Origin of the sequence: Flavobacterium sp. (genome assembly GCF_024642105.1) — a bacterium.
Taxonomy (GTDB): Bacteria; Bacteroidota; Bacteroidia; order Flavobacteriales; family Flavobacteriaceae; genus Flavobacterium.
Window position 1 is genome coordinate 55,505 of sequence record NZ_JAHEBT010000056.1, and the last position, 12,250, is coordinate 67,754.

Annotated in this window: 10 protein-coding genes; 6 read left to right on the forward strand and 4 right to left on the reverse strand. The window is 35.5% G+C overall.

The genetic code is table 11. The features are described from left to right. Positions 1-56 precede the first annotated feature (56 nt). From Q0L65_RS12895 to Q0L65_RS12910, 4 genes are all read left to right on the forward strand, one after another. Positions 57-2,873, forward strand: coding sequence for a TonB-dependent receptor (locus tag Q0L65_RS12895; protein ID WP_296687039.1), 2,817 nt, complete (start codon positions 57-59; stop codon positions 2,871-2,873). Between the two features lie 32 nt (positions 2,874-2,905). Beyond that, entirely contained in the window at positions 2,906-4,462 is a 1,557-nt protein-coding gene (locus tag Q0L65_RS12900) for a G-D-S-L family lipolytic protein (RefSeq protein WP_296687042.1), read from the forward strand. Positions 4,463-4,674: 212 nt separating this feature from the next. After that, positions 4,675-6,186, forward strand: a complete 1,512-nt coding sequence (gene atpD / locus Q0L65_RS12905) for a F0F1 ATP synthase subunit beta (protein ID WP_296687048.1) — start codon at positions 4,675-4,677, stop codon at positions 6,184-6,186. A gap of 74 nt (positions 6,187-6,260) precedes the next feature. Further along, on the forward strand, positions 6,261-6,542 hold the full coding sequence (locus tag Q0L65_RS12910) for a F0F1 ATP synthase subunit epsilon (RefSeq protein ID WP_296687051.1): 282 nt from the start codon (positions 6,261-6,263) through the stop codon (positions 6,540-6,542). A 59-nt stretch (positions 6,543-6,601) separates the two neighbouring features. Here the strand turns inward: Q0L65_RS12910 and Q0L65_RS12915 are convergent, their stop codons facing one another. The 4 genes from Q0L65_RS12915 to Q0L65_RS12930 all read right to left on the reverse strand — a co-directional run bounded on the left by Q0L65_RS12915 (position 6,602) and on the right by Q0L65_RS12930 (position 10,479). Further along, on the reverse strand, positions 6,602-7,051 hold the full coding sequence (locus Q0L65_RS12915; RefSeq protein WP_296687053.1) for a DUF417 family protein: 450 nt from the start codon (positions 7,049-7,051) through the stop codon (positions 6,602-6,604). A 118-nt stretch (positions 7,052-7,169) separates the two neighbouring features. After that, positions 7,170-8,714, reverse strand: a complete 1,545-nt coding sequence (locus Q0L65_RS12920) for a phosphatase PAP2 family protein (protein ID WP_296687055.1) — start codon at positions 8,712-8,714, stop codon at positions 7,170-7,172. A gap of 1 nt (position 8,715) precedes the next feature. Further along, positions 8,716-9,618: a hypothetical protein gene (locus Q0L65_RS12925; RefSeq protein WP_296687058.1), complete on the reverse strand. Its 903-nt coding sequence runs from the start codon at positions 9,616-9,618 to the stop codon at positions 8,716-8,718. 321 nt (positions 9,619-9,939) lie between these two features. Continuing rightward, positions 9,940-10,479 carry a hypothetical protein gene (locus tag Q0L65_RS12930; RefSeq protein ID WP_296687061.1) on the reverse strand — a complete coding sequence of 180 codons (540 nt, stop codon included), beginning with the start codon at positions 10,477-10,479 and terminating at the stop codon, positions 9,940-9,942. Between the two features lie 177 nt (positions 10,480-10,656). Between Q0L65_RS12930 and Q0L65_RS12935 the strand changes: the two genes are divergently transcribed. Both Q0L65_RS12935 and Q0L65_RS12940 read left to right on the forward strand, forming a co-directional pair. Then, a complete protein-coding gene (locus Q0L65_RS12935; RefSeq protein WP_296687063.1) occupies positions 10,657-11,805 on the forward strand; it encodes an 8-amino-7-oxononanoate synthase in 1,149 nt (382 codons plus the stop codon). Between the two features lie 30 nt (positions 11,806-11,835). After that, positions 11,836-12,237 (forward strand): GxxExxY protein, encoded by a 402-nt coding sequence (locus Q0L65_RS12940; protein WP_296687065.1) that lies wholly within the window; start codon positions 11,836-11,838, stop codon positions 12,235-12,237. The last annotated feature ends 13 nt before the right edge of the window (positions 12,238-12,250 follow it).

The window sequence follows — 12,250 nt, forward strand, 5'->3', positions numbered from 1 at the left end:
AATAATAGCCAAAAATATTTGTATTTTGGTCGCATAAACCAACAAAATTTTAACCAATGAGAGTATACTTGCTTTTTTTGACCTTGTTTTTTTGTAGCATTTCATTTGCTCAAAATTCAATTTCAGGTTCTGTTTCAGACAGTAACAATCAACCCATTCCAGGAGCCAATATTAAAGTTGTTGGAGACAATTCAGGAACAATTAGTGATGTTGACGGAAAATTTATTTTAAGCACATCAAAAAAATTCCCATACCAAATAGAGATTACAGCTTTAGGTTTTGGAGCTAAAAAAATCACGGTTTCGGGAGCAAATCAAAAAGTAATCGTAAAACTTTTAGATGAAGAAACTAAATTAAATGAAATTGTAGTTTCGGCTTCAAGAACACCAGAGCGTGTATTAGAATCTCCTGTAACCATTGAGAGAATGGGGATTGCTGATATTAAGAAAACGGCTTCTGCCACTTTTTATGAAGGATTAGAAAACTTGAAAGAAGTTCAAATGAACACTAGTAGTATGTCGTTCAAATCGATCAACACTAGAGGTTTTGCTACAGTTGCTAATGTTCGTTTCATGCAATTAGTAGACGGAATGGACAACTCCTCTCCGTTGTTGAACTTCGTGATTGGTAATATGATTGGTGTTTCTGAGATTGATGTTCAGAGTGTTGAACTGTTGCCTGGAGCATCATCTGCTTTATATGGAGCGAATGCATTCAATGGGATTTTGTTTATGAACAGTAAAAGCCCATTTACAAGCCAAGGAATCAGAGCTTATGCTAAATATGGTCAAACAAGTCAGCAAGCAGCAGGTGTTAACGATTATGTAGATTATGGAATACGTATGGCAAAAGCGTTCAATCCTTATTTTGCTGCCAAAGCTAATTTTACTTATATGAAAGCGACCGATTGGTATGCGACTAATTATGATGATAAAACAACTTTAGGAAGAGATAGAAGTCATATCAATTATGATGGAATTAATGTGTACGGAGATGAAGTTTCTACTAATTTAAAAGGAGTTGGTAATGCATTGGCTTCATTGGGAAGAATTCCTGCTGGAGCAGTTAATTTATTACCAAGTACTAATGTGAGTAGAACGGGATACAATGAGGTTGATTTAACAGATAACAAAGCATCTAATACGAAAATTGATTTCTCATTACATGTAAGACCTTTTGGGAATGAAAATTTAGAGGTAATATGGCAAAGTAAATTTGGTTTTGGAAATGCCGTTTACCAAGGCGCCAATAGATATTACTTGAACAATTTTTTTATGCAACAGCATAAATTAGAATTCAAAGGTAAAAATTTCTTCTTAAGAGGTTATACTACTACAGAAGACGGAGGGAAGTCGTATGATATGTTGTTTACAGGGATTAATGTTAACCGTAAATGGAAAGCAGATAGTCAATGGTTTGGAGAATATGCAGGAGCTTATATTCAATCTACTTTAGGAGGGATGACTCCAGAAAATGCGCACAAAGTAGCAAGAACAGTTGCAGATACCGGAAGATTATTACCTGGAACAGCTGGTTTCAAAAGTGCTTTTGATCAAGTAACTAATGAAGCAAGCGTATTGTCTGGATCAAAATTAGTTGATAATTCTCGAATTTACCATTCAGATGCCAATTATAACTTTAAAGATATTATCAAATTTGCAGAAATTCAAGTTGGAGGTTCTTATAGAGCATATCAATTGAATTCTCATGGTAGAATTTATACTGATGCGTCTGGACCAATCAATTACAACGAATATGGTGCTTACACTCAGTTAACTAAAAAATTAATGGACGACAGATTGAAATTTACAGGTTCTGTTCGTTATGATAAATCTAAAAATTTTGATGGTAATGTTTCACCAAGAGTTTCTTTTGTGTATTCAGGAGGCGAAAGCAGAAAGCATAATTTTAGAGCTTCTTTTCAAACAGGTTTTAGAAATCCATCCACTCAAGATCAATACATTGGGTTTAATGTAGGTAGCGCAATCTTGTTAGGGTCAGCACCAGACAATTTGACTAGATACAAAGAAACATTACCTGTTTCGACTACAACGGGACAGTTTTTTGCAGGTGGAACATCGGTTAATATTACTGGTTTGAATGCTTACAACAACTCATATACTGCAGCTTCAGTTGGAGCTCTTACAGCAACAGGGAATCCAGCTTTATTGAAAAAAACAAATTTAGCGTTTGTGAAACCAGAAGAAGTTAAAGCTTTTGAGATAGGATACCGTTCATTTATCAAAGACATGTCGGTTGACATCAATGGATATTATAATACCTATAATAACTTTATTGGGAACTTAAATGTAGTAGCCCCATTATATGGTAAAGCACAAGATGCTCCAAATCCTGCAGGTGGTGCAACTGATTTAGGAACACAGTCTTTACATGCCTTACAAAACGGAAATTATAGAGCATTCCAGTTGTATACGAATACGGGTGTAGAAATTAAATCTCTTGGTTTTGGTTTAGGATTGGCTAAAAAAGTGTACAAAGATTTTGAAGTAGGCGTTAATTATAATTATGCTGAATTTAATTTTGATCAATCTCAAGATCCTAGTTTTGAAGCTGGATTTAACACTCCAAAACATAGAGTAAAAGCGTCATTCGGAAACGAAAAATTATTCGATAATTTTGGATTTAATGTAAGTGGAAGATGGAATAGTGAATACTTATGGCAATCTACAATGGTAGATGGAATAATTAAATCGGCTACAGTAATTGATGCGCAAGTGAATTACAACATGCCAAAACTGAAGTCTACGCTTAAAATTGGAGCAGCTAACATTGGTGGTAAAGAATATACACAGGTGTTAGGAGCAGGATCAATAGGTCAACAATATTTTGCTTCATGGACAATTAATCCATAATTGATTTAATAATTTTTTAAAAAAATACAATCATGATAAAAAATTTCAAATGGCTATTTCTGGTTTCGTTGACCTTTGTAGCTTGTACTAATGATGACGATGTTGTTGTTGAAGAACCAGTTTCAGCAGGAACAGCTAATTTTTCAAAATATATAGCTTTAGGAGATTCTTTCGCTGCTGGTTATAGCGATGGTGCTTTGTTTATTGAAGGTCAAAAAGGAGCTTATCCTAATGTCCTTTCTCAACAATTTGCTGCAGCTGGAGGTGGTACATTTAGTACGCCTTTTATGGCTGATAATGTAGGTGGACTTTTATTAGGTGGAAATCTTGTTGCAGGACAACGTTTGTATTTCAATGGAGCAGCTCCAGTAGCTGTTTCAGGAGCGCCATCAACTAATATAGCAACTAAGTTAACTGGGCCTTTTAATAATTTAGGAGTGCCTGGTGCTAAAAGTTATCATTTAGTTGCTGCGGGTTATGGAAATGTGGCTGGTGTTGCAGCAGGATTAGCTAATCCATATTATGCTCGTTTTGCAACCTCAGCGACTTCTACTGTTTTATCTGATGCTGTAGCGCAAGCGCCAACCTTCTTTTCTCTATGGATTGGCGGTAATGACGTATTAGGTTATGCTACTTCTGGAGGTGTTGGAGTAAACCAAACAGGAAACAATAATGCAGCAACTTACGCTTCAAATGATATTACAGATCCAGGGGTTTTTGCTTACGCGTATAATGCTTTGATTACAAATTTGACTGCTAATGGTGCTAAAGGAGTTGTGGCTAATTTACCTTATGTATCTACTTTGCCTTATTTTACAACAGTGCCTATTAATCCATTATCTACATCAGTTCTTGGTGGAGGAAATGTAGCTGTAGGCCAAGCAACTATTTCTGCCTTAAATACACAATTATATGGTCCCCTAAAACAGGTATTGACTGTTTTTGGTGCGGGAGATAGAATTAACTTACTTTCTACAACTGTAGCGAATCCTCTTTTGATTAAAGACGAATCTTTAACGAATTTATCGGCTCAATTAACAGCTGCTTTTACTCCTTCTTTAGGGGCGCAAACAGCTGCTTTTTACGGAGCCGTTTTTGGCCAAGCTCGTCAGGCTACAGCTACTGATTTAGTATTGTTGCCAACACAATCTGTTATTGGAGCTGCGCCAACTGCAACTACTTCAGGATTAGGTATTGCGCCACCATCGCCATTAAATAAATTTGGGATTACTTTTCCTTTACAAGATGCACATGTGTTAATTCCTTCTGAAACAGCTGAAATTAAAATTGCTACAGATGCTTACAATACAAGTATCAGAGCAATTGCTGATTCAAAAGGGTTGGCTTTTGTTGATGCTAAAGCGATTATGGATAAATTGTCAACTACAGGAATAGTGAGTAATAATTTTACAATGACAGCTACGTATGTTTTTGGAGGTTCTTTTTCTTTGGATGGAGTACATCCAAGCCCTAGAGGTTATGCATTAATTGCTAATGCTTTTATTGAAGCTATCAATACAAAATATTCTTCGACTTTGAAAAAAGTAGATCTAGGCAATTACAGAATTTTATTCCCTGCTAGTTTGTAATAGAATCCATTTATTATAATAAATCAAAAAACCACTGCATTTGTGTAGTGGTTTTTTGTTTGTAAGTAAAATTATCCTGATTTTTTATAAAAAAATTATTGATTTTATATTTTAAAAATTATCTTTGCACTCTGAAAAAAAGCATTTAATCGGCGACTCTCGGTTAAGTGAATTTCATAAACCTAAATAGCTATTTAATAAATACATAAGTAATGTCTAAAGTAATAGGAAAAGTTGCCCAAATCATTGGTCCAGTAGTTGATGTTGTTTTCAACGGTAAAGATGTAGAACTTCCAAAAATTTATGATTCGTTAGAAATCACAAGAAAAGATGGAACAATCTTAGTTCTAGAAGTACAATCACATATTGGTGAAAATACCGTTCGTACTATTTCGATGGATTCAACAGATGGTTTGAGCAGAGGTTATGAAGTAGTAGGTACAGGGAATCCAATCCAAATGCCAATTGGTCCAGATGTTTACGGACGTTTATTCAACGTAATTGGAGATGCAATTGATGGTTTAGGAAACTTGCCTAAAACAGGAGAAAATGGATTGTCAATCCATAGATCGGCTCCAAAATTCGAAGATTTATCAACTTCTTCTGAAGTTTTATTTACAGGTATTAAAGTAATCGATTTGATTGAGCCTTATGCAAAAGGAGGTAAAATTGGATTGTTTGGTGGTGCTGGAGTAGGTAAGACAGTATTGATTCAAGAGTTGATTAACAATATTGCAAAAGGTCACGGTGGACTTTCAGTATTCGCAGGAGTAGGAGAAAGAACACGTGAAGGAAATGACTTGCTTCGTGAGATGTTAGAGTCAGGAATTATTAAATACGGAGAAGATTTCATGCACTCTATGGAAAATGGAGGATGGGATTTGTCTAAAGTAGATATGCCAGGAATGAGAGAGTCAAAAGCTACTTTCGTTTTCGGACAAATGAATGAGCCACCAGGAGCTCGTGCTCGTGTAGCACTTTCTGGATTATCTATCGCTGAGTATTTCCGTGATGGAGCTGGATCTGATCAAGGTAAAGATGTATTGTTCTTTGTGGATAATATCTTCCGTTTTACACAAGCAGGTTCTGAGGTATCGGCACTTTTAGGTCGTATGCCATCTGCAGTAGGATACCAACCAACATTAGCAACTGAAATGGGGGCTATGCAAGAGCGTATTACTTCTACAAACAAAGGATCTATCACTTCTGTTCAAGCGGTTTACGTTCCTGCGGATGACTTAACTGACCCGGCACCAGCAACTACATTTGCTCACTTAGATGCAACAACTGTATTGTCTCGTAAAATTGCTGAGTTAGGTATTTATCCAGCGGTGGATCCGTTAGATTCTACTTCAAGAATCCTAACGCCACAAATTTTAGGAGATGAGCACTATGACTGTGCGCAAAGAGTAAAAGAGATTCTTCAAAAATACAAACAATTACAAGATATTATCGCAATCCTTGGTATGGAAGAGTTGTCTGAAGAAGACAAACTATCTGTATCTAGAGCACGTCGTGTACAACGTTTCTTATCTCAACCATTCCACGTTGCTGAGCAATTTACAGGAATTCCAGGGGTATTAGTTGACATTAAAGATACTATCAAAGGATTTAATATGATTATTGATGGTGAATTAGATCACTTGCCAGAAGCAGCTTTCAACCTTAAAGGGACTATTGAACAAGCTATTGAGGCTGGAGAAAAAATGTTGGCAGAAGCATAGTAAATGTGCAATTAACAATTGATAATTGACAATTAATTATCCATTGTCAATTATTAATTATCAATTATTAAAAAATGATTTTAGAAATAGTATCACCAGAGGCAAAGTTATTTTCAGGAGAGATTACGTCATTGTACCTTCCAGGAGTAGATGGAGATTTTCAAATCTTGAATAATCACGCGCCAATTGTTTCTTTGCTTAAGAAAGGTACAGTAAAAATTGCAGCGCCAAGTTTTACGCTTTCTAAAGAAGCAGCATCTAAATTAACGAGAGTAAATGACCAATTGTATACTTTAGCAGTAGAGTCAGGAACAATCGAAATGAAAGATAATAAAGTAATTCTATTAGCAGACTAATACGAATTTGATTGTATAAAAAAAGCCTAACATTTGTTAGGCTTTTTTGTTTTTGATACTTATAGTTTTTGAGTGCAATACTTTTTATTGTGTTTCCCTGCAATGACTAAAGCTCCTGCAACTAACACTAAGTTTTTGATAATGTATTGACCAACTAAAGTCGGACGATAGGGGAAAGCATCAAAACAAGCATCTGTTAGTATAAAAAGAGGGAAAATAGTAGCTACCATGTGTAGCAACAATAACAAAACAGTAATAGGTACAAATCGTTTAATTAATAGTCCCAAACCAATTAGTACCTCGCAGATTCCAAGTACAGGAATAAATATTTCCGGTTTGAACCAAAAAACAGTGTGTTCTACCAGATCCCCAGCGGGACTTAGTCCAATTATTTTTAAACCGCCAAACCAAATGTAAACAATAGCTAAGGCAATACGCATTATGATAACACTGTGTTTTTCTATTTTTTCGCTAAATGAAAAATAAAATGAATTAAATAATTGTGTCATAGGAGTATATTTTTAAAAATTTGTATTTAATTTAATCTCAAGCAAATACTAGATATTTGCTTGAGATTAGTTGAAAATAAAACAAACCACGTATTAAAATTTTCAACTTAAGTATGATTTATTCTGCACCGTCAATACGGGCTCTTGTAACTGCAAATCCACCAACAGTTTCACCTAAAAGCAATCCTTTTTCACAATCACTTCTATAATGAATGGCCCCAAACAAACGTGAGTTGGATGCGTCTTTTGCTAAAGCTTTGAATTCTTCTGCTTTAGCAGGAATTATATGTGATAATACAGTAGCTGCCGCTCCACTAAAAGTAGAATGCCCGGATACATAGGCTGGAAAATTTGGAACACCAGTTAACGTTTTTATAGAGGAATCCATTTGTGTCGGTCTTGGATTAAAATAGTAATATTTAGCATCCCAACAACTGATAGCCGCATCCATTAAAGAAAGGTTTAGCAGAGCCATATTTCTAGCCCAACGTACTTCGCTATAATTTTGTGGTACGAAAGCATCAGCAGCAATAGCATTCCAATGTCCAGGAGGAGTATAAGTTCCCACTCCGTCAGCCCAAAACGTAACAATTTCCATTTGTTTTCTAGTCGCATTTTGACTGAATGATTTTACTTCTGCTAATTCCGTAGCAAATTGGGTTGATCTCGTTGACGGAGGCGGTACAGGACGACTTGCTACTACATCAGATGATGACATTAAAAACGAACGAACATTTCCAAATAAAGGCAACATAGGAGGTCTAACAGGTAAATCCAAAGACAACCAAGGCGTTTCTCCTGTAGCAGTTGTTTGGGTTTGTAGCTGTGTCCAAATGGTCTGATTTCCTACAGCAGCTCCCATCCCGTCACCAGCCGCTCTTGAAATGTATTTTGCAGCAATCTTTCTACCCAAGGTAATTCCGGCTTCCACATCACTTCGTACGTTAGCCCCACTGATAATGCGATATAATTTTTCTTCCTCTGCTTTTCCGTCGATATACGCAATTTCAGTAGGAAATAATAATTTTAACAATTCTACTGTAACTCCCGCCAATACGCCGTCTTCAGATGGATAAGAAGGCAAGCTGCTCTTTGGAATTAACACATTTAAGGTGTTATCTGCTACATACGGGGCCACTCGATTATATAATTTTTTATAATGCCAGGCAGCTACCAAAGCATCATATTGAGCTGCACTTACGTAGGCATAAGCACGTGCGGCATATGGCGGATTTGAAAAAGGGAAAGGGGTGTTTGCAAATGGATTAGCTGCGGAAGGAGTTGGATAACTTCCATCTGCATTTTGATAGGGTGGTAGATTATGTCTGGCAACTAAGGTGCGCATAATCTCGTTCCAGCGTAAAACACTTCCAGCACTCCAATATTTAATAATAGCTTTTTGTTCATCGGTAATATTGGCTTGATAGCTTTTAATTTCGTTTAATTCTCTAGTAAAGGAAGCATTTGTAGTCGCTATAGGAGCATCTAAGCTGAATTCGTCTGGAGCAGATAGTAAAATTGTTCGCCAAGTCCCTGCTAAATCATCTTTATTAGAAGAAATTAGCGATGGATAGCTTTCAGAACGATCATAAATTTCATTGCTGCAAGAAGAAAGTAGGGCTAATGAAATAAAGCCAAAAAGAGTTATAATTATATTTTTCATTTTATTTTGTATTGAAGTTGATGATATAAAAGAATCCTGCGTATACAGTATTCGTTTGACCTACATTACGTCCGTCTAGGACACGATTGAATCCGCCTACAATTGATAGCGCTTCTTTTTTAGGGAAAGTATACTTGGTATGAACACCAACTTTAAGTGCATTCATAGTATTGCTAGGAAATGGCATATTGTTTTTTGTAATATCAAAACCACCTTGAGTCACTTGATTATCTACAATAGCTTCGGCAATCAAACGATTAGAACGATACCCCATTCTAAAATTAACATTGATTACATCAGGCATGACTACCTCATTAGAATAAACCATTTCGGTTGTGAAATAGGCATTTCGATCAATTGTAATTTTAGCTCTTTTTAAATAAGCACCAGATAGCGTGGTGAAAAAGTGACCTCTTTGATAATCTCCCATCAAACGAAAAGTTCCTGTTCTACTTTGTAAACCAATGCTTAATGGTAGAAAGTCAGCAGCATAGTTTGTTGTTGGAATCGAAATCCCTGCAATAGTGTATAAAGAATAAGTAGCTCCTCCAATAGTCTTTTCGATTGGCATGTATTTCACCGTTGCTGAAAAATCTTGCAATCCATTTTGCCCTTTTAAAGTACCTGCAGAAGCCTTGCTAGTAATATAAGGCAAACTCACAATAACGTTCAATTTATCAGAAAGACCATAGTTAGCATTTACGCTGATATTGTTATTCGAGACTGTTCCTAAATTTTGATTGTCTCTTTTGAAGCTGCCTTCCCAATAGTTGTTCCAAGCACTGTACTGATAGACTGCTCCGGTACAAAGTTGATTTTTACTCATCATAATACCGTCGATTTCGGTTTGAGCGTTGGCGAATAAAGAGCCTAATAGTAGGCAACAGAAGTAAATTTTTTTCATTTTTTTAGTAATTGGTTGGGTCTTAAAAATGAATATTCTGTACTCTATTTTTCTGAGAATTAGAGTAGGCATAAGCTTCCTATTAATTTAGGATAGCTCAATAGAATATTTATTTTTAAGAAAAATAAATAGAAAATGTAATAATGAATTAGACGTGTAGAATTACCCTTAAAAAAGGGTTTACGCCAAAGGTTTACACCAATTTACCAATGATGAAAATGTATTAAAATATTTGATTTCAAATGCACTTGTATTAGTCATATAAATACAACTATTCCTGCTGAAAAATCAATCAATTCGTAAATGGGTTAAAACCGAAAATTAAATAAAATCCGGAGGGGAATAAGGTAAGGAAAGATGTCCTGGATTAGTAAAGTCAACTCCATTGGTTGTGAATAAACTAATAGAAGCAACTGCTTTTGTTTGCATAGGAATGCTCACTTCAGGATTGTCGATATAATCTTTGATAAACGATTTTAATAATTTTTTTACTGGAGAATCTTTCGAAGATCCACTATTGAATAATTGATTATCCACAATGTCATTCAAGTCTTTACTAACTGTATTTTCGTTGGTATTAGGCAAGTAATACAAACTCAAAACATTGTCTTTTACTTGTTTTTTAAAGATGTGATAGCTTTTGTTATTGATAATTACATCTTCATTCACTTCTTCAAATTCGGTATCATCGGCGAAGGAATACAAAGAAGCATTCAAACGCATTACACGAAAATCAGTATGACTCGTTTTTTCCATACGCGCTACCCATGCTTGCTGTTCTTGGTAAGCAAACATTAAATAATAACCTATCATGTTATAGAACAAGGTTACGATTAAAAAAAGGGTGGCTATTCTTTTCATTGTGCCGAAAGTAGAAAACTATTTGATTGGCTTGCCCTTTTAAGATTCTATTTTAACATTTTTTTAACAAAAACAAAGTGATTCCAAAATCGAAACCGATTTCGATTTTTCCAATCATACAAGTTTCTAAATTTCAAGAAACCAAAAGATCAAAAAATTGCCTTATTTTTGTCGAGTATGAAAAAATTACCTGTAACTCTTTCAGATAAATTAGCACTTCGGTTGCAAAACAACGCACTAAGGCAGTTGCCAAAAGCTTCTGGCTTGGTTGATTTTGCTTCGAATGATTATTTGGGTTTTTCCAATTCCAGTGTAATTTTTGAAGCTACACATCAGTATTTGTTAGACCATAATCAGAAACAAAATGGCGCTACCGGTTCCCGACTGCTTTCGGGGAATCATACTGTTTATCATACTGCTGAAGACTATATTGCTCAATTTCACCAAGCACCAGCAGCCTTAATTTTCAATTCGGGATATGATGCGAATGTGGGATTTTTTAGTGCCGTTCCTCAAAAAGGAGATTTGATTTTGTACGATGAATTGTGTCATGCGTCCATTCGTGACGGAATCCAATTATCGAATGCAAAAGCCTATAAATTCCAACACAATGACTTGGAAGATTTAGAACGATTGTTAGTTCGACATCCGGATACGACTATTTATATTGTTACCGAATCGGTTTTTTCAATGGATGGTGATACGCCTAATTTGGAAGAATTAGTCCAATTGGCTGAAAAACACAAAGCCTATGTAGTGGTTGATGAGGCACATGCTTTGGGAGTTTTAGGCGAAAAAGGAGAAGGGTTGGTGCAAAGTCTAAATTTACAAGAAACTGTTTTTGCTCGAATCATGACTTTTGGCAAAGGATTGGGTTGCCATGGAGCTGCCATTCTAGGAGGAGAGGATTTAAAAAGTTATTTGGTTAATTTTGCTCGGAGTTTTATCTATACAACGGGTTTATCACCCCATTCGGTTGCGACTATTTTGACCGCTTACGAGCAGTTGGAGAAAGCAACGGATAGCCAACAACTATTAAAAAATAACATCGCTCATTTCAATCAAGAAAAGAATCGGTTGAGTTTAAAACCGTTGTTTGTTCGAAGTAAATCGGCTATTCAATCGGCTATAATTCCGGGGAATGAAAGAGTCAAAGGCATAGCACAACAACTGCAAAGTAAGGGGTTTGATGTGAAACCCATCTTGTCTCCTACTGTTCCAGAAGGGCAAGAACGCTTACGGTTTTGTTTGCACAGCTTCAATTCAGAACAAGAAATAACCGAAGTATTGCGATTGTTGAGTACTTTTGTTTTTAGCCACGGATAAAACGGATTTTACAGATTTACACGGATTATTATGACTACTTTATTACATAAAACAATTACCGATGCAGTCTTAAAAATATACTTTGATGTATATAATCAACTTGGATCTGGGTTTCTTGAAAAGGTGTACCAAAATGCAATGTATTTTGAATTAAAGAATAAAGGGTTTAAAGTAGAAGCTCAAAAACAAATTAAAGTATATTTTAGGAAACAACTTGTTGGGGAGTATTATGCCGATTTAATAGTTGAAGATAAGGTTATTGTTGAATTAAAAGCGACTGAATTACTTATGAATGTCCATGTGGCTCAAACATTGAATTACTTAAAGGCGACAGAAATTGAAGTTGGGTTATTATTAAATTTTGGTGAAGAACCTGAATTCAAACGCATGATATATACAAACAACAGAAAAATTAATTTAAAAAATCAGTGATAATCCGTTTCAT